Below are 23,913 nucleotides of genomic sequence, written 5' to 3'. Positions count from 1 at the left end.
GCCCGACCAACGCTGGTTCGGTAAGTGTAACGAAATGAATGTACGGGAGCGTCAATTCGACGATCAATCCCTTTGTCGTGAAGCGCTTGGCTTGTAGTAACCGGTTCGGAGCACCGATCGTCTCGGCTCGGTTACCGGCGCGTGCCGAGGCCCTTCCCAGCGACCGCCAAAGAGGGCGTGATTCATTCTGTCCGAGTTTCACGCATTCTAAGTGCCCCCAAGGTTGCCTTATCCGGAAGGAATGCTCCATGCCACTTAACGTGTACTGCGCGGAACCTCAGTCTTCGAAACCCGGCCACCGTTCCATCTCTCTGACCGCATCGCTGTCCGGCTTCATCTGGACGATTGCCGCATCGCTAATGCTCTGCCTTACGGCCAACGCGTTTGGCCAGCAGGAAGCGACCGTGCGGAGGCGCGTGCCGGGCGGATGCGCTACCTCTCGGAGCGGCGGCCAGTCGCTGGCGCGCGTCCAGCAGCGAGGGGCGACTCCGTTGAACCTCTGCGAGGGCCAGTTGCTGGGCAATGGCCTTGGAGCATCTTCGAATGGCGATCCCGTCGCGCTGGCCTCCGCCGACTTCGATGAAGATGGCGTTCCCGATCTCGTCAGCGGCTTCGCCTCGGGCAAGGGCGGCAGCCTCACAATTCATCGCGGCAACATCCAGGCCCTTTGGCCATATGGTGCCGCGATACTGAATGGCCCTCCCCGGCCTTTCTTCCCCGATGCCCGCTCCTTCACGCTTCCGGAGAGGCCGGACTTCGTCGTTACCGGCGACTTCGACGCAGATGGCCACCTCGACATTGTCACGGCGCAACGCGGAAGCACCGCGCTCTACTTCCTAAGGGGCAGCGGCCACGGCACGTTGCTCTCAGCGAAGCGTATCGACATCTCCGGCAACATCCTCGCGCTCATCGCCGGTGAGGTCAATCGCGCAGATGGACTCGCCGATATCATCGTCTCGGTGGATACCGCATCCGGCCCGCGAGCTCTTGTCTACGAGTCGCCCAAAGGCGCGATCAAGGCTGAGCCAGAGATCTTCAAGTTGCCACACTCCGCCACCGCACTCGCGCTGGGCAGATTCGATGGCGGCCCTATGAACGGCCTCGCCATCGGCGCTGGCGATCAACTCATCATCGTCCACGGCAGAGACCGTCGTCTCTCTTCCGGGGCCTCGGAGCGTTCAACCGTCGCTCCGGCAATGCTGACGCAGCAGGCGCTACCCTATACCGTCAGCGCTATAGTTTCAGGCGATTTCACCGGCACCGGGCCTGCGCTTGCAGCCCTCGGCAGCGATCAACGCGTCCACATCCTCGAAGGCCCGCTGTCACAAAAGTTGTTGAGCGATGCCGCGGCCAGCGAGCCGAACTATGTCCCGACGATGCAGGTATCAGGCGTGGGAGAAAGCGCGGAAGCCCATACAATCGGCGGGACCCTCACGCCCGGGGTGGCCGCAAAGATCGCCGTGCTTCGCAAGGCTGGTCGCTCCGGCACGACAACCTGGACCGAGCGCAGTACCGTTGACCTGCCTTCCGGCTTCTCACAGCGTGTTCCGCAGCTACTCGCGGGCCGCGTCGCCGGTTCACTGCAGGAGAACATCCTCGCCCCCGACAGCGGCAACAACCAGGTGCACGTGCTGGCGACTGCATCCTCTGTTCAGCGCTCCAGCGTGCTCACAGCACAGGCCGCCCGCTCTGTCATACCCGCACGCGCCCCCATGCAACTACTCGCATCGCTGCAGGCGGATAGCGCCCCTGCCGCATTGCTGCCGATGCGCCTTGGCCGTCATGGACTCAACGGACTGGTCATGCTTCAGGCGGGTAAGGTTTCTCCCGTATTGATGCCGCAGGATGTGCCGCCGGAGAACACCTTCACCGTCACCAACACGCTCGATGCGCCGAAGACCTCGGCTCCAGCTGGATCGCTTCGCTATGCTATGAACCTCGTTGAACAGCTGAGTGGAACGAATGGTGGCGGAAGCTACGAGATCGACTTCAACATCCGGACTACAGACCCGGGTTACGACGCTGCGACCGGAACCTTTCTCATCCAGCCGCTGTCTGAGAATGTCCCCGGATCGCTCGACTACTTCGCTCTGCCGCCCATCAACGCCACCGTCACCATCGACGGCTACACTCAGCCGGGAGCCAGCCCCAACACGCTCGCAAATGGTGACAACGCAAAGATTCTCATCCGGATCGATGGCAGTAAGGCGACGACTGGAGGCGGCTCCGGATTCGTTCCCTTTGACGACACCGGCTCCGTCTTTCGCGGTTTCGACTTCACCGGCTGGGCGAACCCGGCCTACAGTAGCAGCGGAAGCAGCGGTTCGGTGGCATCGGGCGCTGATGGCATCGAGGCCAACGGCGTCGGCGATTTCATTGAAGGTAACTTCTTTGGCACGGATGCTACCGGCAAGGTCGCCGCTCCAAACCGCGTCGGCGTTTTCGCGGACAACGGGCCGCTCTTCGGGGCCGCGCCAGGAAACATCATCGGAGGCACGACTCCGCAGGCAAGAAATATCTTCTCGGGTAACAGCAACAGCGGTGTCCTTGTCCTCTCCATCGCCTATGAGGCGCAGGTGCAGGGTAACTTCATCGGTCTCGATGCTACGGGTAAATCGATCGTGCCGGGCACGCTGGACCCCAGCCGCTCGAACTTCTTTGATGGCATTGGCCTGAACGGCCCCACTGTAACGATTGGTGGCACGCTGCCCGGTGCGGCAAACTTCATTGCGGGCAACTTGACGAATGTTGACATCAACGACCTGACGAACGGCGGAGCCGCCATGAACTCGAACGTTCAGGGAAACTACATCGGTACGGACGTCAGCGGTACGGTCGCTCTCTCGAGTCAGGGCAACGGTGTCTTTATCGAACACAGCGTCTCCAGCATGACGATCGGAGGCACGGTGAATGCGGCGCGAAACATTATCTCCGGCAACATGATTGGCGTCTCGGTCTATGACAACTCCTTCCTCAACACGGTGCAGGGCAACTACATCGGCACCGATGTCACCGGCACCAAGGCCGTACCCAATGTGAATCAGGGCTTTATCTCCGGCTCAACTGGTTCGACAGAGACCGCTGCTGGCAACACGCAGATCGGCGGCTTAGTTCCCGGTGCCGGGAATGTCATCTCCGGCAATACCTCCGATGGCATCAATATCTCCGGCGTCAGCTTGCCTCCGGGTAGTCAGACCTATGCCGGAAATACCATCCAGGGAAACTTCATTGGATCGACGGCGGATGGAACCACAGCTCTTCCGAATGGAGGTGCCGGTATCAATCTCGCGGCCTCGGCGACGAGCAACATGATCGGCGGATCCGAGCCGGGATCGACAAATCTGATTTCCTATAACTCCGGCAGCGGCGTCGTCATTAATCCAGGCACACCAAACGGCAGCATAGGCACGGGCAATCAGACGATCGCAAACGTCATCAACGCCAACGATGGCGCGGGAGTTCGCGTCACCACCGGTACCGGGAACCGCATCAGCCAGAACTCCATCTACGGGAACCAGTCGCTAGGCATCGACATTGATGCTTCGGGCCCAGCCACGATCGCTCACTGCAACACGCCAAACAGCGGCGCCAATAATCTGCAAAACTTCCCCGTCCTGACTGCTGGCACGGGATCGCTCTTCGTATCGGCGACAGCGACTGATCCGAACGGTAACACTTCAGAGTTTTCGAAGGCCGTGGCAGCAACCAAGACCGGGAACCTTTTGACGCTGTTGGGCAGCTTCGACAGCACAGCCAGCACTAAGTTCAACCTGGAATTCTTCTCAAGCCCAACTGCCGATTCGTCCGGCTATGGACAAGGACAGACCTATCTCGGATCCGCGACCGTCACCACCGACGCGAACTGCAACGCCACCATCAGCGATCCGATTGATGTCACCCAGGCCGATGTCAGCGTGACCCTGACGCAGCCGTACGCTCTCGTCGCCGGTCCGGACATGGGCTTCTATGCCTACTCGGGCACCGTCACGAACAATGGTGCGGCGACCGCGCACAACGTCGTCTTCACGGACACGCTGCCTTCGCGGCTCACCGTTAGCAGCGCCTATTGCAACGTCGCCTCCTGCCAGTCGCCCATCACGACGACGCTAGGCGCATGCACTGTCAGCGGGCAGAAGATCACCTGCAATCTCGGCACGATGGCTCCTGGCGCAACTGCAGTGGTCAGCATTCCGGTACAGACCCTCACATCAGGCGCGGTCGCAAATACTGCGACTGTCGCCGCAACCGAGGTCGATCCCAACCCCGCCAACAATACGGCGACCACCTCTGGAAGCGCTGTCTATCCCTCCCCATTCCTCGACCACCTCGATCCGGCGGCAGTTCTGGTGGGCAGTAGCGACCTTGCACTAACGATCTATGGAGAGCAGCTCCTCAGTAGCAGCACGGTCAGCTTCAATGGGACTGCTCTCCCAGTCAAAGGCTTCCTCGATAACCAGGTCTGCGGCGGCCCCTTTCAACCTCAAATCTGCGCTGCCTTGCAGGTGGTTGTTCCTGCCGCGTTGCTGACCTCCGCCAGTACCCCGGCCGTGACTGTAACCAATCCTGACCCCGGAGAAGGTGGAGGTTCAAACTTTCCCTCCTCTTTGAACTTGACCGTCGCCGCATCCTGCACCTACAGCGTCTTTTCATCGCTTGACGGAGACAACATCGGCGCAGATGGGCCAGTTCTTATCGCTCCGACCGCCAGCGTCAGCACGAACGTCGCGTCTTGCCCATGGACCGCCACCTCGTCCTTGCCCTGGGTATCCATCCTCGATAACCCAAGCGCGGACGGCTCCGGCACCGTTGATATCAATATTGCGGCAAACACAGGGACGGCCTCGCGCACCGGCAGCGTTGTCGTCGCTGGCACAACCATAACCTTCACCCAGGACGGTGGCTCAAGCTGTCCTAACACGCTCGATTCGAGCTCCGTGACATCCCCAGCGGCCGGCGGAACAGGAACGGCGAAGGTGACGACCGGAGACTCATGCGCTTCTTTCATCACCCCCTATGCCGACTGGATCACTATCCCGAAGAACTCCGGCCTCCTGGTCGGCAGTGGAAACGCACCCTACATCGTTGCGGCCAACCATGGCGCTCCTCGGACAGGCACCGTGGCCATCGGCGGATCGACGCTGACAGTCAACCAGCAGAGTCCCACATGCTACTTCACTCTCGACAGCAACTCCGCTCTGTTCCCGGTCTCTGGTGGCACCGGCGCGATTGCCGTAACCGCCTCCTCGCCATCCTGCAAGTGGACGGCGACATCCAGTAACTCCGCCCAGCTTGCTGTCACAGCCGGAGCATCAGGCACGGGTAATGGCGTGGTCAACTATTCGTTACCCGTAAATGCCGCCGGACCCATCTCCCCAACACTGACCATCGGCACGACGGATGGCTACTCCATCTTCACCGCCAACCAGGCCTCAGCCTTCACCTGCACCTTCGCCATCAGCCCCACTCCGCGCAGCGTTTCATCGCTTGGAACTACGGACTTCTTTACCATCACGGCGTCCTTCAACTTCTGCAAGTGGACAGCAGCAAGCAATGATCCAAGCGAACTTACGATCAATCAGAACAGCTCTGGAACGGGGACCGATGCGGTCTTCTACTCTGTAGGCAGGAACACCTCTAACGCTTCGCGTGTCCTGACGATCACTGCTGGCTGCCAGACCTTCACCATCAATCAAGATGCGCCGCTCGTATCGAACCCGGTGCCAGCGATCACCAGCCTTCTACCTGCAACCGTGGTGGCGGGATCGGGAACTACAACGCTCACGGTGACTGGAAGCAACTTCGTGAATGGCGCGGTGGTGAACTTCAACGGTACCGCTCGAACAACGACGTTCGTGAGCGCCACGCAGGTCACAGCCGCGATTCCTGCAGCGGATGTTGCGACTGCGGGGACGTTCCCGGTCACGGTAACGAGCCCAACCCCCGGTGGTGGACTCTCGAACTCCGCCAACTTCACCGTCACGGCAGCACAAACGAACAATCCGGTCCCCACCGTCACTGCCTTGCAGCCAACGTCTGTTACTGCTGGTGCGGGTGCGACCACGCTTACGATCGCCGGCACGAACTTCGTCACCGGCTCTGTCGTGAACTTCAATGGCACCGCGAAGGCGACCACCTACGTGAGTGCGACACAGGTGAAGGCGGCGCTTCTCGCAACCGATGTAGCGACAGCCGGGACGTTCCCGGTCACCGTCACGAATCCAGCGCCGGGCGGTGGCGTCTCGAACTCGGTCAACTTCACCGTGACCGCAGCGACCGTCAACAACTCCGCCCCCGCGGTTACTGCCTTGCAGCCAACGTCAGTCACTGCTGGTGCGGGTGCAACGACGCTTACGATCGCGGGTACAAACTTCATCAGTGGCTCCGTGGTGAACTTCAATGGTGTTGCGAAGACCACTGCCTTCGTTAGTGCCACGCAGCTCACAGCCGCTCTGCTGGCAACCGATGTAGTCACGGCAGGAACGTTCCCAGTCACGGTGACGAACCCAACTCCCGGTGGCGGTACATCGAACTCTCTCAACTTCGTGGTGAACGCGGTTGTGACTCCAACGCCTCAACTCTCCTTCAGCCCCACGTCGCTCACGTTCCCATCGACCTCTCCAACCACCGCATCCACGGCGCAGACGGTCACGCTGACAAACTCCGGAACCGCGACGCTCACCATCACCGGAATCAGCATCACCGGTACGAACGCTTCGACCTTCACACAGACGAATACCTGCGGAACGACGCTTGCAGCAGAGGCAACGTGCTCTGCCTCTGTGATCTTCACCCCTTCCGGAACGGGCAGCTTCACGGCAAGTCTCGCGGTGGCGGATGACGCAGGTGGCTCCCCGCAGACGGTGACTCTCAGCGGCACTGGCTCTGCGGAACCATCCTTTACGGTTAGCTCCGCCAACGGCTCGCAGACCATAGCGGCGGGCGGCTCCGCGCAGTACAGCCTTACGGTCAACGCGCAGAACGGCACGTTCCCGGGAAGCGTGACCCTCTCTGCGAGCGGCGTCCCTCAAGGTTTCACGGCTAGCTTCACCCCGGCGACACTCTCGCCAGGCAGCGGCTCCGCGACCTCGGTGCTGACCATCCAGACCGCAACTTCAACTGTCTCGCAAGCTGGCTTCATGGCCGGAGGAAGGTTGGCAATAGCTATCCTCCCGCTCATGGCGATCTTCATCGCGATGCGTAAGAGACGCAGCGCTTTGATCCGATTCGCCCTGATGGCACTTGCCACGATCGGCGTTGCTACGGTTCTCACGGGTTGCGGCGGAGGCTTCGGCGCGGGAGCCACGGCGAAGACCTACAACATCACCATCACCGGAACCAGCGGTGAGACCACTCAATCCACCACAGTTCAGCTCATCGTGAAGTAAAAGGACACCTCCATGCGGACAAACCTGGCAAGACTCATCTTCTCTGTATGCGCGGTGGTGGCCTCGGTCTCAATCGCTGCTCACGCTCAATCCACGGCAGCCTCGCAGGATGGCCTGCGCCCTGAACTCGCGCTCGGCTACAACTACCTGCATAGCAACGCTCCCGCCGGAGACTGCGGTTGTTTCAACCTTAATGGCGGCAATGTGAGCATTGCCGTGCCTCTCCACCGTGCGCATCTCTCGGTCGTTGGCGACATCGGCGTGGCCCGCGCAGGAGCGGTCTCGAACACCGGCCTCGATCTCACGCTGAGCACCTTCACCGCAGGCCTACGCTACTCTGTTCCACGATTTCCTTCGCGCCTGCGCCCCTTCGGCGAGGTCCTCGTAGGAGTCGCTCACTCAACGGGCTCGCTCGTGGATGGCTCAGCTTCGAATGTCGGCAACGCAGGCGCAGCCTTCGCATCGCTGGTGGGAGGTGGGGTCGACTTCCGCGCCACCCGTCGCCTCTCCATCCGCCTCGTTGAGGCCAACTACCTCGTTACCACCTTCGACAACGGAAGCAACGACCATCAGAACAACCTGCGTATCGCCACCGGCATCGTTCTGCGCTTTTAGCAAGCGTGCAGTCTGTTCAAGCGATCTGGCTTCAGCCCCCGCGCGTGTCGCTGTAGCGGACCACAAGAAGCGTGACATCATCTGACTGGCTAGTGCCGCCGGTGAACTTCTCGATGGCACGCACGATGCCGTCCTGCAGGTCTTGTAACGAGGCATCCTGGTGTTGGCTGAAGACCTGTTTGAGTCGTTCATCCTGAAACAGTTGCCTGTCTTTATCCTCGGCCTCCGTGATACCGTCCGTGTAAAGCAGAAGAGTGTCTCCAGGGGCAAGCTGAATGCGGGTCGAAAGATACGACTCTCCTTCAAGCAATCCGAGGGGAAGAGAACCGGTGGAGTAGAGTTCGCTTACCGTTCCTCCGCGCATCATGAGTGGAGAAGGATGACCGGCACTCACGAACTCAAGAGCGCCATCAGCGTCGATTAGCCCGAGGAACATGGTGACGCACCGAGCCACCGCAGCGCGGTCGCAGAGAAACTGGTTCATGTGGTTGAAGACCTTCACCGGATCTGCACCCAGCGTCATTCCCGAAAGAGCTCCCGCCAGCATGGTGGTGACCAATGCGGCGCCAAGACCCTTACCGGCAACATCCGCGATCAGGAAGGCAAGCCGTCCGTCGGGCATAGGAAAGACGTCGTAATAGTCTCCGCCTACCTCGTTACAGGGATGATGGAGGCTGGCGATCGAGAGGTGCGGGTAGTCCCGCAATCCCTGAGGGAGAAGGCCCTGTTGAATCTCACGCGCGATGCTCAACTCCTGTTCGAGCCGCTGGCGCTCGCGTTCCCGTTCGATCAGCCGAGCGTTCTCCAGAATGCTCCCAGCCTGCGCGCCGAGAGCGTCCAGAATCTGGCGATCCAGAGCGGAGAAGGTGGCGGTTCGCTTCGAATCGAGATAGACAGCGCCCAGCAGGTCTCGTCGCGTGAACGCGATGGAATGGTCGGCCTGGCGGCGGGGTGTGCCGTACAGGGGAATCACGACGGAAGAGCGCAGAAGCTGCATGACGACGCTCTGCGCACTCTGCAGGTTCATCTCGGCGAGGTTCAGGTCTTCGTTGACGACGGCTGCTTCAAGCTCAATAGCGCTGCCGAGCACTGAGCGGCTGGGATTCATCTCCTCAGGTACAAGAGCCTCGCCATCCCGCCCACGGGCTATCTTCACCTGCAGATCACCCGCCGCATCCGGCTCCAGCAACATACCGCGATCCGCGCTGGTGATGACGATCGCGTGATCGATCATCGCGGCGAGGACCGACTCCAACGGGAGCTGCGAGTGCATCAGCGAAGTCGCCTCAAGCAGCAGTTTCAGCCCGTTCAGCTCCTCGGCGGAGTTGTCGCCCATCGAACCAAGAATGCTTCGCAGCTTTGACTCAGCTTCCTCCTGCGCGACTGTCTCTGGAGGCAAGCGAAAGATAATTTGGCATCCGTCGTCGCTTCCCAGGCGGATGCTGTCTCCGTGGACGAGGGCCTGGACCTTGACCGGCTCGCCATTGACGAAGACACCCTCGCGTTGGCCGTAGTCCTCGACGACGAGCCCGGACGCGCCGGTGGCGATGACCGCGCTCTTACGGGAGACGCGCATGTCGTCGATGGAGAGGTGATTACCATTTTCATGACCTCGCCCAATGAAGAATGGAAGTTCCGTAATGGGAACCATCTCTGTGGGGCGGTCAGGAAATACGACCTCTAGATAAGCGTTTGCTGTAGCAATTGATTCGGGCATATTTTGATGGATTGCAATTTCGGCGGCCTGCTGATGTTAGCAGTGGCCGCCCCTCTATCTCGTTGTGTCGAAAGTGGGTTACGAACGATTGCGCAAGTACTGTTACTAACGATGTCAATTCGGGACGAATCCGGCCAACGTCATTGACAAGGCGTAATGCCGTCAATAGTTTATAGCGATATCGCCTCTGAAAGCCTCCTCCCGTAACTGCCTCGTACCGCGGTTCGTTTCGGCAGGGTGAATCGCCTGGAAGTCGGCGCTCTCGTTCCGAAACGAAGCTGAGTCATTGACTCTGTGGAGTGGAAGGCCGTGGCGCGTCCGGGTGATTGTCGCTGCCAGTGGGAGATCAGGCCCCGTCTTTCGATCCTATTAATTTGCCCTCCCAGGAGTTTCAAGTATGACCAAGCATTCCGCGGTCTCGTGGCGCAGCGCGCGTTTCTCAGAGCAGTTTCTTTCTTCTACGCGTCCCGCCGTTCGGAGCTTGAACATACTTCTGGAAAGTTTGTGGGACGGATTTGCTCGGACTCGAACCGTTCTCTCGCTTGCGATAGCGGTTGCCCTATTGGGCGCCTTTAGCGTCGCGGCGCGGGCGCAGTATACCTTCATGCCAGGGTGGTCTCAACAGTCGCCTGCGAGCAGTCCTTCTGGTCGCACCGACAATGCGATGGCGTACGACTCGGCGCACGGCCAGGTTGTCATGTTCGGGGGATACGGCAGCGATCTTCTCAACGAGACCTGGTTATGGAACGGTGCCACCTGGACCCAGGCAAATCCCGCGACCGTCCCGCCCGCGCGTATCTGGGCTGCCATGGCCTACGACCCGGTGCACGGCCAGGTGGTGATGTTCGGAGGTGAGACGGCCAACAGCCGAACCGCCGATACTTGGCTATGGGACGGTACGAACTGGACCCAGGCGAGCCCTGGGACCGTCCCGCCGGCGCGCATCAATCAGGTTATGGCCTACGACACGGCGACGAGCCAGTTGCTGATGTTCGGGGGGTTAGACGCATCAGGGGGTGTCGAGCTGAACGACACCTGGGTTTGGAGCGGAACCGACTGGATCCAACAGTCACCCACAAGCATCCCGCCCGCGCGCGCCGTCGCCAGTATGGCCTACGACGCCGCAACCAGCCAGGTCGTCCTGTTCGGTGGGTTCGGTGGTTCGAGCGATCTTAGCGACACCTGGGTTTGGAACGGCACGAATTGGACCCGGCAGTCTCCCGCGAACAATCCCGGCATTCGTCAGGGCAGTAGCATGGATTATGACCCAGCGATAGGCCAAGTCGTGCTGTTCGGCGGACAAGGCACCTCCGGTAATCTTCAGAATGACACCTGGCTGTGGAACGGCAGCACCTGGACTCTGTACCCCACTTCCGTCAGCCCGTCCGCCCGCAACGTTGAAAACAGCATGGTCTATGACGCGGCATCGTCTCAGATGCTCCTGTTTGGAGGGCAAAACAACGGCGTTCTAGGCGACACATGGGTGCTTCTGCCTTCGGGAAACTTCGGCAACGTCAACGTCTGCCCAGCGGGGGCGACGACTCCAGCACCGTGCAACGAGACGATCTCGTTCGCGGTCAACGTTTCGGGGTTCCAGCAGCTTGGAACACCAGTTGTCTTGACCCAGGGCACTTCAGGTCTCGACTTCACGCTGGGCAGTGGAAGCACCTGTCAGGGCGTGGGCAGCACCGGAAGCTGCGTCGTCAACGTCACCTTCACCCCGACAGCTCCCGGAGTACGGACGGGCGCGGTGCAACTCTACTTCCCCAATCAGTCTGGTGTCGCGCTGAGCTTTCCGGTCTACGGCGTGGGCCAGGGGCCGGCCGTGGCAATTGGGCCAGGCACTCAGAGCCTCTTGAACACAACTGCCACTTACCCGCTCACCAAGCCCGAAGGCGTGGCGGTAGACGCGGTGGGGAACGTGTTCATCTCGGATACGGCGACTCACCAGGTCCTGAAGGTTGCTGCGAATGGCACGGTGAGCTCCGTGGGTGTAGGCCTTAACTATCCCCAGGGAATGGCCGTCGACGGAGCAGGGAACGTCTACATCGCGGACAACAATTTGAATGAGGTGGTCGAGGTCCCGGCGGGCTGCACCACGGCTTCGTGCCAGACGACGGTCGGTGTCGGTCTGGCCGCCCAGCTGGGCGTCGCCGTGGATGGACCCGGCAACGTGTTTATCAGTGACTTCACGGGAAGCCAGGTGGTTGAAGTTCCGGTTGGCTGCACCACCGCCGCCTGTCAGACCGTTGTGTATAACCCAGCCGGAGCAAATCCCGTCGGCGTGGCGACGGATGCGGCTGGCGATCTGTTCGTCGCGGACTTCGGGCTCAAGCAAGTTGTGGAAGTGCCGGCCGGTTGCACGAACAGCACTTGCCAGATCAAGGTCGGCCAGGGTTGGAATCAACCTGTGGGCGTGGCAGTGGATGCGGCAGGAGATGTCTTCGTCGCGGATGAAGGTAGTGTGACCGTTGTGGAGGTTCCGGCTGGCTGCACCAGCAGCAGTTGCCAGACTCCCGTGCTGAGCGGAATCTTTACCGTCGCCGTGGCGGTGGATGCAGCGGGCGATCTCTATATTCCGGAGACCAATGCTGGCCAGGTTCTGGAGATCAATCGTTCCCAACCGCCATCCTTGAGCTTCGGCACCGTTGTTGTGGGCAACACGACCACTCAGTCGATCACGCTGCAGAACGTTGGCAACCAGCCGCTCGATGCCGCCGGTTCAGGTCTGGTCGTCTCCGGAGTCGCTTACTCGCAGGTTGCTGGGCAAGGCTCGCCTGCCGACTGCGCCGCAAGCTTCGCGCTGACACCAGGCCAGATCTGTAACACGACGATCCAGTTTGCACCGCAGAGCTACACCCAGCCGCAGGCCGGAGCGACCACCTTCTACGACAACGCTCTGAACTCCTCGAATGCAGCACAGACAGTCTCCCTGCTCGGCTTCGGTGCGAAGCCGGTCCAGAGCTTCTTCCAATTTACCGTCTCGGAGATTGGCTCGGGATCAGGTACTGTGACCGATCTCAGCGGGGCGATCAACTGCAGCGAAGTAAATGGAACTCCGACGGGAACGTGTACCGCGAGCTTACCCTCAAGCGCATTGGTCACGCTGACGGCGAATCCGTCCGCAACTTCAACCTTCCTGGGCTGGGGTGGGGCCTGCGCCAGTTCGGGAGTCAGTCCCACTTGCTTCGTACTGGTCACTCAGGTTGAAAATGTTACCGCGAGCTTCGTCAATCCGAGCTTCGGCAACATCAATGTCTGCCCCGCCGGAAGCACTCAGCAGGGATGCGTCGCCACGATGGCCGTGACATTCAACCTGCCGACGACCACGACGATCGGCGCAACCAGGGTGGTCACGCAAGGCCTTACCGGCCTCGACTTCACGCTCGGCAGCAGCAACACCTGCATCGGTACCGTCACCGGTGGCAACGCCTGCACGGTGAACGTCAACTTCGCCCCGCTCGCACCCGGGCTGCGCATGGGCGCTGTGCAGATCTTCGACAACAACAGCAACCAGGTGGCCTCGACTTCGATCCATGGCGTCGGCCAGGGAGCGGTGATTGCGTTCAGCCCCGCCGCGCAGACGACTTCGAGCGCGTTGGCCTCCAGCGCGGCCGGCGTCGCGGTGGATGCAGCGGGCAATGTCTATGTCGCAGGTGGCACCGGAGCGGTCAAGCTAACGCCTTCGGGCGTCCAGACCACGTTGCCTGTGAGCGGTTTCGGCGCAGCTGGTTTCTACGATGTGGCTCTGGATGGAGCGGGGAATATCTACCTTGCGGACACGAGCAACAATCGCGTGGTGGTACTTTCGCCCGCCGGCGTTCAGACTACGCTGCCTACCACCGGACTCTCTGCGCCAACCGGCGTGAAAGTGGATGGATCGGGCAACGTGTTCATTACCGACCTGAACAACAACCGGGTGGTAGAGGTGTCGCCGAGTGGCGTGCAGACCACGGTGCCCACTACCGGAGTGAATCATCCTTACTATCCGGCGGTCGATGGCGCGGGAGATGTCTTCTTCCTGGACTCTGGAAACGCGCGAGTGCTGAAAGTGACACCCGGGGGAATTCAGAGCACCGTACCGCTAAGCGGACTCGCCGCCGGCAACGGAGTGGCAGTCGACGCGGCGGGCGATGTCTTCGTTTCGGACCAAATCCTGAACGTGGTATTCGAGGTTACGCCCAGCGGGGTGCAGACCACGATACCCACCAGCGGTCTGAATGTTCTTGCCGGCCTGGCGGTAGATGGGGCGGGCGACATCTTCATCGCGGTGAATGGACTGAACCGGGTGGCGGAACTGAGTCGGTCGCAGCCACCGGCGATCAGCTTCGCCACGACGAACGTTGGCAGCACAAGCACGGACAGCCCTGTAACCTTTACGGTTCAGAACGTAGGCAACCAGCCCCTGACAGGTTCGCTTGCGTTCAATCTGGGTACCAGCTTTACCCAGAACTCAAGCCCCGATTGCTCAACCAGTCTTCCGTTGGCTCCGGGCGGAAGCTGTGGAGAGAGCTTCAGCTTCACGCCGCAGAGCGCGACCTTCTTCTCTGGCAGCGCTGTCTTTACTGATAACAGCCTGAATGGCACCACTCCCGGTACGCAGACCATCCCGATCTTCGGTATCGGAGCGAACAATGGAGTCGCCGGTACCGTGGCCGTCCCCAACGTGGTTGGGCAGGCGCAGGCAGCTGCGACCGCACCCCTAAACGCCGTAGGTCTCGGTATGGGAAGCGTGTCCACCGCATCGAGCCAGACCGTGCCCGCAGGCAGCATCATCAGCGAGAACCCAGTAGCCGGGACGCAGGTCGCCATTGGGTCCCCGGTCAACCTGCTCGTCTCGAGCGGCCTTCCGCAACAGCCGTCGCCCAACCCGCTACTACTCGAAAACAACTACTTCCTGACTGGCGACTACGTCTCAGCCGGAGTCACTTTGCGTGGAACCGGTCACAACGGAATCGCTACCGGAGTCATAACGATTCCCCGCGCGATACCAGGCGCGGCCGGCGGCATTCCTGACGGAGCTGACGTCGTCGACGCATTCCTTTACTGGGAGTCGCTCGAAAACACCGCATCGGCCTCCTCCACCAATGGAACCTTCAACGGCTATCCCATCGTTGGCCAGCAGATCGGCAGTGACATTCCGAACTATACGGACGGCGCCGTTACCGGGACCCTTCGCTCCTATCGCGCCAGCGTCAATATCTACCTGCCGGTCGGCGCAAATGGGATTCGCACTGTCTCGGGTCCGTATACGGTCTCTCTGCCCGACAGCGGCGGAAGCACCTACCCGCTCACCGAGGGTGCGAGCCTGGTGCTCGTCTATCGCGTCCTGTCCCCGAACTTCCCGCTGAAGTCCGTGGTCATCTATGACGGTGCGGGGCTACCCACAGCCGGGGCTACGCAGGTTGTCCAGGGATTCTATGACGCGGTGGGCGGAGCGAACGGAACGGGCAAGAATACGAACCTCTTTGCCTCCGGAGGAGTTTGGAACAACAGCGTCAACACGGTCACGCTGGGACAGTCGAACCAGTACAGTGCGCCTCTTAATCCCGCAGCAGCTTATGCTGCAGTGATCCTGAGCACGCCGGTCAAGAACAGTGACAATGACGGAATTCTCGACGCCTGGAAGGCAGGCCCGGCGGCGGGCGACTTCCACGCAGGGCAGCCGGGTTACTACGACGTGAAGACCAGTACGTGGGTGGGCTTGCCCGGAGCAAAGCACGGCCAGAAGGACCTGTTCGTCCAAATGGATTACATGTGCGGTGCCGTGCTCGCCAGCGGCTCGTGCGACCCGGCCCAGGAGAATCTCTTCCCCTCGCCTGACGCCAGCGGCAACGATCCTCTGGTGATGGTGCAGCAGGCGTTCGCCCAGTCCGGGGTGCAGCTGCATCTCCAGGTTGGAAACGCCGTGCCGGAGACGACTTGCACGGATGACCTGACCACCACTCCCGCGACGCTGTGCCAGTTCCCAAGCCAGCCGGGAGTCATCGGCTGGAAGAACAGCCTTGAGTTCTCAAAGCTATATCCACGCAACCTAGCCTCTTGCCTCTCGGGCGGAGATTGCACCACGCGCTTCCCCTACGGACAGAAGGACAGCTATCACTACGTTCTCTTCGGGCACTCACTGGCGATCCCTGCTTACAACACGCGCTTTGGAACCCTTACGTCGATCAACGTGGTGAATGGAGTGACGACGATCGTCACTGCCGATAGAGGCACCGGAATCAGCGCTTGCCCGAAGCGCATTACGCTCGGCGGTGTACTTGGGAACCCCAGCCTCAACGGGATCTATAACACCACAAGCTGCGCCGATTCGAAGACGATCACGGTGGCAACTCCTGGTGTCCCGAACTGGAGCTACCCCAACACCACCCTGCCTGAGCCGGTGATTGGTCTCACCTCCGGAACGATTACCAGCATCTCCGGCTACTCGGATCTCGGCGGCGCGGACTCTGCTGTGACGCTTGGTCTCTGGCTGACGGCACCGAATCAGGACATGAGCAAGAAGGCCACTGTAGTGGCCGGCACGCTCTTCCATGAGATTGGCCACACGCTCGGCCTGAGCCACGGCGGCCTCTACTACGACACGAGCAGCAGCTACGTTCCAACGTTCGAAGCCAATTGCAAGCCGAACTATCAGAGCATCATGAACTACCTGTTCCAGTTGGATGGAGTGGGGCCTGATGGAACGATTGCATTCTCGAACCAGACACTGAACACGTTGAACGAGAGCGCGGCGGGTTCGGTACCTCAGCTTACCGACCTCTCCAACAATGCGGCGACCTTCTCTACCTCGGCCTGGTACGTTCCGTATGCTCCCGGTTCCCCGGGCAGCGCTGCGACGCGCCACTGTGACGGTACCGCGCTCACGGGGGATTCGATCTACCGCGTCGATGCGCCGATCTCTCCGATCGCTCCTCCGTGGTCGAACGGGCAGGACCTTAACGGCATCGGAGTGTTGCAGACGAAGGAACGCGGTTTCAACGATCTCACCAACATGGACCTGCGCCAGGTCGGCGCAACCGGCGGCCAGTTCGCGTCCTTGTCGACTCTGCTCTCATTTGGTTCTTCGGCAGCGCCGCTGAACATCGGCTCAGGTGGCAACGTGACCCTTGGCAGCGGTGGCACTGTAGCCCTTGGCAGCGGTGGCAACGTGACGCTGGGCAGCGGCGGCAATGTGACGCTGGGCAGTGGCGGAACGATCACACTTGGTAGCGGCGGCAATGTAACTCTTGGCAGTGGCGGTAATGTCACTTTGGGCAGCGGCGGCACGGTCACGCCGGGCAGCAGCGGCAATGTGACACTGGGTAGCGGCGGCAACGTCACTCTTGGCAGCGGCGGCACGATCACGCTTGGCAGCGGCGGCAATGTAACGCTTGGCAGCGGCGGCAATGTAACGCTTGGCAGCGGCGGGACCATCGCTCTCGGAAATGGTGGCGGTACGGTCACCATTCCTTCGACCGGTGGCAGCTACACCATCGACAGTAGCGGCGGCACGATCACACTTGGCAGCGGCGGAAATGTCACACTTGGCAGCGGCGGCAACGTAACGCTGGGCAGTGGCGGCACCATCGCTCTTGGCAGTGGCGGCAATGTCACTCTTGGTAGCGGTGGCAACGTGACGCTGGGCAGTGGAGGAACCATCACTCTCGGCAGCGGCGGCAACGTCACTCTTGGTAGCGGGGGCAACGTGACGCTTGGCAGCGGAGGAACCATCACCCTTGGCAGTGGTGGCAACGTAACTCTCGGCAGTGGCGGCAATGTCACGCTTGGCAGCGGTGGAACCGTGACGCTTGGCAGCGGTGGCAATGTCGCGCTTGGCAGCGGCGGGAATGTCACCCTTGGCAGTGGTGGAAGCGCAACGTTGGGTGCTGGCGGCACGGTAACTTTGGGAAGTGGCGGCAACGTCACCCTCGGCAGTGGTGGCAATGTCACTCTCGGCAGCGGCGGAACAATCACTCTCGGCAGCGGTGGCAATGTCACGCTTGGCAGTGGCGGTAATGTGACCCTCGGCAGCGGTGGCAACATCACACTTGGCAGCGGTGGTACCCTCGTCTTCGGCAGCGGCGGCAATGTGACGCTTGGTAGCGGCGGCACGGTCACGGATGGTGGCGTCACAACCGTTGTCTCAGCCGGCGGCAATGTCACCCTTGGCAGCGGCGGTACGATTACGCTAGGCAGCGGCGGCAATGTCACTCTTGGCAGTGGTGGCAATGTAACTCTTGGCAGCGGCGGAACGATCACCCTTGGTAGCGGCGGCAATGTCACTCTTGGCAGCGGCGGAAACGTCACGCTGGGTAGTGGCGGCAACATCACCCTTGGTAGCGGCGGTACCATCACCCTCGGCAGTGGCGGCAACGTCACGCTTGGTAGCGGTGGCGTGGTCACCCTAGGGAATGGCGGCAGTGTTAACCTCGGTAGCGGCTCCTCGAGCATCTCGCTCGCCAGCGTCCCCAGCATCACACCGGCGAGCGCGGGACCGACCGCGAACACCGAGTTGACCTACGAGACGGCTAACTCGGTCGTTCGTGTGCCGACTTCGCCTACCCAGACGGCGACACCCACAGGCGTCAGGATCAACTGGAAGGCACCGGCCTTCGGAGTGGTTCAGACCTACACGATCTATCGCAGCTCGAACGGAGCGACGCCGATCGTGATTGGCAGCGTTAGCGGCGTGAACGGAAATCCTCCGGCGACGGAGTTTACCGACACGAACCCTGACCTCACTGCAACCACCGTGGTCTACACGATTACCACCACGCTTGTTCCGGATACCGGTGGAACGCAACGCGCGAGCCAGCAGTCGGCCCCGGCAGTTGTGAAGAACGATCAGACGATCGTTCTGGGCGCGTTGCCAAGTTCGGTCGTCATCACTACTCCACCTACCGTAACCGTAACCGCGACCTCGATGTCGAACGGCGCTCCGAACGGGCTTCAGGTAGTCTTCGGCGCAGCCGGGTCGTGCGCAGTCGGTAGCCAGTCGATCACCGGCAATGTCTCTTCCGCTACGATCGCTCTCAGCGGTACGGGCAGCTGCACCGTCACTGCGGCACAGCCAGGCACAACCTCCTTCAACGCTGCGAACTCTGTATCGGGGACGTTCATGGTTCTTGCGCAGGGCTCCAATGTGAAGTCGCAGACGATCAACTTCGCTACGCTGCCGAATGCGCAGTATGGCGGCTCGTTTACGTTGAGCGCGACCTCCTCTGTCGGCCTGCCGGTCAGCTTCACGGCGTCGGGTCCATGCACAACGAGCGGTAAGATCAGTGGGATCGGCATGTGCGCGATCACCGCATCCGCAGCGGGTAACAGCACCTATAGCGCGGCATCTTTGACCCAGTCCTTCACCATCTTCCCGGCAGTGCTGAAGGTGACGGCGAATAATCTCACTAGCGTCTACGGACAGGCGCTGCCACCGCTGACCTACGGCTACAGCGGTTTTATCGGCAACGATACAGCGGCTGTCATCAGCGGCGGGCCGGCATTGTCGACCACGGCTACTTCGTCGAGCGTTCCCGGAAGCTATCCGATCACGGTATCAACCGGAACCCTGGCCACGACCAACTACTCGTTCCTCTACGTAAGCGGAACCTTGACCGTGCAGCCGAAGCCCCAGACGATTACATTCACCATCAACCCTCCAGCAAGCGCGCTCTACAACACCAGCTTCACGGTGGCGGCGACAGCCACCAGTGGCGGAGCAGTCGCTTTCACCAGCGCTGGAGCTTGCAGCAATCTGGGCGCGGTTTACACCATGACCAACAGCACAGGAACGTGCTCGGTGATCGCCAACCAGCCAGGGAATGCGGCCTACGCCGCAGCGCCGACAATCACGAAGACGGTGATTGCTGCTGGGCCATTGCTCAGTGTGTCCGCATCGAGCATCGACTTCGGTACGCTCTACGTGGGAAGCATCGCGGCGAAGACCATCACCTTGACCAACACCGGGACTGCTCCAGCTACGATCACCGACCCGCTCCTGTCGATCGTGAGAGGAGGGGATTCCAGTGAGTTCCTCGCCCTCAGTCTCTGTCCGAGACAATTGGGTGTTGGAAAGACCTGCTTTGTTACGATTGCATTCCTCGCGGGGCCGTACTACACGCCCCAGACCGCGACACTGCAGATCATGAGCAACGCTCCGGGAAGCCCGCAGCCGGTCGCACTCAACGCGCTTGTCATCCATCCTGTCGCGACCGTCACTCCGAGTAGCCTGAGCTTTGGGACGATCAAGCACGCAACCAGCAGCACACTAAACGCGACGTTGACCAACACCGGAGCGACTCTGTTGAGCTTGACCGGCATCAGCGTCACGGGCACCAACGCGACGTACTTTACGAAAACAAGTAACTGCGGGAGTTCGCTCGCTGTCGGGGCAAGTTGCACGGTTGCGGTCAAATTCACACCACCAGTGACGGGCAAGTTCAGCGCAAACCTGACCTTCGTCGATAACGCCCAGAACGGCGGGGGAACCCAGACCGTTCCTCTGTCAGGCACCGGAAACTAGGGCCACTCGCCGTCACTGCGATGTTTCTCGCGGTGACGGCCGCCGGTCAGGGGCTTAGGTCGTTCAGCTAGCCCTGTTCGACGTGAGACTTTACGTCCGCGTACGCAGCAGCAATAAGCTCGTTCAACGCCCCAGAGTTCGTGATGGTTCCAGGCCTCAACTTCACATGGCGCATGAATTTACCAGCGCCCTGCAGCAGGCGGGATGGGTCGGGCAGCGCCGCGCCTTGGAAAAACCCGACATTCACGTGCGAGGTAAACACGTTGACATAGCCAAAGGCGGCATCTCCCAGGCAGGCGACCGGGCAACCATCATGGAGAAGCTCGCGGGCTTCGTCACCGCAACTTCTCATCACATCAAACCAATGTCGCGCGATGTCTCCTAGCTCGCCTTCATGGTCTTTCATCCATTCGTCGATAGCGGGATCGCGCTCCACAGCGCCATCAAACCGCAATAACTCCGTTCTTACCATCGCTGCACTTCCGGATTCGAGATGGGCGGGTGAGTGAGAAGCCTGCTCTCTTACTGGCCGACGAGACGGCGAACTTCGAGAGCCAATGGATCGTCTGAAGACGCTCCGCGCGTGCTGAGATAGTTCTTATAAGAGTCGGAGTATGCAGCATTCTTCATGCCTTGCCTTGCGCGTCCCTGGTAGTAGTACACCTGCGGAAAGTAGGCATAGGTCGGCACGTTGTCGTCAAACAGTTCGATTGCTTCGCCTCGCCTCTTCAGGCATAGATCGAACTCAGCGCTGGCCTCTTGAAATGCGCCCGCTTCCAGGTACGCTCTTCCTAGCTCAAAGTGGCCGATCCATGTGTCCAGCAAGCCATTTGCGGCTATGATCTGTGCAATCGCCGCCTTGCTGTCCTTCCTTTTCAAGGCAATCAGTCCTTGGAGGATCTTTCCGTAAGCCTGCGGTTCAGTAGATTTCTGCGCAGCAAGGCTGGCCGCGGCCTTCTGTGCTTTGGCCAGGTCTCCCGCTTCCACGTATAGGGTGCCTGCCAACATCTGAATCTGCAGAGACTGGCTGGCGGCCAACGCCTTCGCCATGTCGGTAAGCGCAGCAGGCTGATGTCCCTGCAACTCCTCGATGTTCGCAAGCGCCGCGTACTTCCTCGCGGCGCTGTCCGTGTCTTTCGCGGCTGCATCGGTTGCAGCGCCCTGGGTAAGAATCCGAGCGGCCTCTGCATAATTGCCCTGGTAGGCCGCGAGATCGGCTAGCCCATCGGCGGCGGTCGAAGCGCCAGGCGCACCAGTCTTCTCGAGCTGTCGGTAGCTATTCGCCGCCGCGTCGATCTGGCTCTTTCCGGTCTGCGCTTCGGCGAGCACTAATTGTCCCTGTGCGGAGGTCGGACTGATATCAAGCGCGGCGCGCGCCTCCTTTTCTCCGGTCGAAAAGTCGCCAGCGAACGCCGCGATGAAGGCGAGGTTCAAGCGTTGTCCTACGCCTTTGGGGACGATCTCAACCGCGTGCCTTGCCGCTTCCAGTGCCTTTGGAGCGTTGCGCAGTTGCGTGTAGCAATTCGCAAGGTTGTTCCAGCCCACGCGATCGGCGGGATAACGTGTGACAAGCTGCGTGTATTGATCGATGCAATTCTTCGACTCGCCCGTGGTGAGGTAGTAGAGGCCCTGGTTCCGATAGAGTTCGCGCTCGGTCATGCGGTCTTTATTCTGCATGGCCAGCTCCATGTACTTCACCGCATCGGCCGTTCTACCGAGATTCTGGGACATTGCCGCCATACCGGTATAAGCCCGCGCGAACTGCGGGTCTTCCTCCGCAGACTTCTTGAAAGAGTTGAATGCTTCCTGGAACTTGCCGGCGAACTGCTGCTCCACTCCGAGAGAGTCGTAGTGGACGGCTTCGAGCGACTTGGCGGTGAAGCCTCCACTGACCTTGTCGAACTGGACCGAGGCGGGCGTTGTATCGCCCAGCGCCTGGCGAATCGGGATCGCCAGCTTGGGAAGTTCGCTGAGAATCTGCTGCTTGTCGGCAACGGTGACGTCCGCCTTGGCGAGCACGTTGCCGCTTACTGTGTCGAGCGCAATAGCCGAGATGTCATACTGCTCGCCGCGCCGGCTGATGTCGCCGGTGATGATGGCGTTGACGCCCTGATTCATCGCGACGAGTCGCGAGGACTGCTCGTCGAGCACGTCGGTCGGATTGGGAAGCTTTTTCGCAAACTTCCGCGCATCTCCGCGGCTGTATACGTTGATAAAGCTGGCGCCTTCCATCGCAACACCGAGCATCGGTTCGAGCGTGTTATCCAACACTGAATCTCCGGTGTGATTCGCGAAGTCGCCAATCAAGACGGAGACCGGGCCATGCGCCGTCGAAGTCCCGGCTGCCTTCCGCTTTCCGATGAAATACCAGGCGCTTCCACCAGCGATCGCAGCGATCAGCACGCCCGCTACACCAGCGCGCAGCCATGGGAGCGTCGGGATGCGTCTATCGCGGCGCGCCGCAGGAGCGGAGATCGTCCTGCCAACAGTGCTCTTCCCTTGCCACACACGAAGATCCGCATCGAGATCGTCCGCGCTCTGGTAGCGCTTTGCAGGCTCTTTTTCAAGACACTTGGCAACGATATTGCTCAGCGTGCCGGGAATGTTTCGGTCTACATCCACCAGCGGCGCGGCACGCTTCTGTGTGCGCATCAGTAGGCTGGCTATCGCGGTCTCGGCGTGGAACGGAGTAATGCCGGTCAGCAACTCATAAAGGATCAGGCCGACCGTGAAGATGTCGGAGCTGGCCTTTACTTCCATGCCCTGCGCCTGCTCCGGAGACATATATTCCATCGTCCCCAGCATCATTCCGGTCTGCGTCATCCCATCGCCGGAGAAGGTGCGGGCCAGCCCAAAGTCCATCACCACTACGCGCCCGCTCTTGTCGCGCATGATGTTGGCAGGCTTCAGATCGCGATGGATGATGCCTTCCCGATGGGCGGCGGCCAGACCGCTGGCGACCTGTTCCATGATCTCGACGGCCTCTGAGACCTCAAGTTTCCCGCGCTCCTTCAGGATCTTGTGGAGATTGTCACCTTCCATGTACTCCATCGTGATGAACTTCACGCCCTGGGCTTCGCCGAGGTCATAGATTCTGATCACGTTGCGGTCGGTTACCTTGGACGAGAGCACGAGCTCCTGTTTGAACCGTGCCAGAATCTCAGGATTCGAGGCCATCTCGGGACGGATGACCTTTACGGCGACGATCCGGTCGACCTCTCGGTCGGCTGCCTTATAAACGGCTCCCATACCGCCTTGACCAAGAAGCTCGAGAATCTCATATCGGCCGCCCAGAGTGGTCCCGATTTCGAGCAGAATTCCACTGGCGAAGGGGTTGTTCGGGTTTTTTTGAGGAACAGTTGCGCGAACCGGAGATGTTGAGAAGACGGTTTCAGCACCCGACACCATGGTGGCTGCGCTGCTGTCCGTTGGCGGTGGTACCGCGATTGTCGGGGGATTAGTGTCGACGCGCAACGGCGTGGAGGACAAGACTGTGGTGCCGGCGTCCTCCAGCATCGCAGCAAGATCGTGACGATTCGGAGGCAGGGAACTATCAGGTGCTTTTGAGTCGAGAGCTACCTGCATATCGCGAGACGCTGCTTCTTCCGGAACCCGTGACTTGTCGCTCCCCGAAAGAACATCGTCCATAGCTTCGCAACCCGCCGGAAGTTGCCCGGAACCGTTTTCACTAG

At 60.7% G+C, this 23,913-nt stretch carries 6 protein-coding genes; 3 read left to right on the top strand and 3 right to left on the bottom strand.

Annotated elements, in window-relative coordinates:
- Positions 1-248: 248 nt before the first annotated feature.
- Both HDF16_RS19420 and HDF16_RS19415 read left to right on the top strand, forming a co-directional pair.
- Entirely contained in the window at positions 249-7,385 is a 7,137-nt protein-coding gene (locus HDF16_RS19420) for a choice-of-anchor D domain-containing protein (RefSeq protein WP_184220444.1), read from the top strand.
- Positions 7,386-7,397: 12 nt separating this feature from the next.
- A complete protein-coding gene (locus HDF16_RS19415) occupies positions 7,398-8,000 on the top strand; it encodes an outer membrane protein (protein ID WP_184220441.1) in 603 nt (200 codons plus the stop codon).
- 31 nt (positions 8,001-8,031) lie between these two features.
- Here the strand turns inward: HDF16_RS19415 and HDF16_RS19410 are convergent, their stop codons facing one another.
- Positions 8,032-9,717, bottom strand: a complete 1,686-nt coding sequence (locus HDF16_RS19410) for a SpoIIE family protein phosphatase (protein ID WP_184220438.1) — start codon at positions 9,715-9,717, stop codon at positions 8,032-8,034.
- 397 nt (positions 9,718-10,114) lie between these two features.
- On the opposite strand from HDF16_RS19410, the gene HDF16_RS19405 reads away from it, so the two are divergent.
- A complete protein-coding gene (locus HDF16_RS19405; protein ID WP_184220435.1) occupies positions 10,115-20,221 on the top strand; it encodes a choice-of-anchor D domain-containing protein in 10,107 nt (3,368 codons plus the stop codon).
- Between the two features lie 67 nt (positions 20,222-20,288).
- On the opposite strand, the gene HDF16_RS19400 is transcribed toward HDF16_RS19405, so the two are convergent.
- Together HDF16_RS19400 and HDF16_RS19395 are read right to left on the bottom strand one after the other, a co-directional pair.
- On the bottom strand, positions 20,289-20,693 hold the full coding sequence (locus HDF16_RS19400; RefSeq protein ID WP_184220432.1) for a DUF1801 domain-containing protein: 405 nt from the start codon (positions 20,691-20,693) through the stop codon (positions 20,289-20,291).
- Between the two features lie 50 nt (positions 20,694-20,743).
- A complete protein-coding gene (locus HDF16_RS19395) occupies positions 20,744-23,869 on the bottom strand; it encodes a serine/threonine-protein kinase (protein ID WP_184220429.1) in 3,126 nt (1,041 codons plus the stop codon).
- Between the last annotated feature and the right edge of the window lie 44 nt (positions 23,870-23,913).

Origin of the sequence: Granulicella aggregans (assembly GCF_014203275.1) — a bacterium.
Classification (GTDB): Bacteria; Acidobacteriota; Terriglobia; order Terriglobales; family Acidobacteriaceae; genus Edaphobacter.
This window is presented reverse-complemented; position numbering and strand designations above follow the sequence as displayed.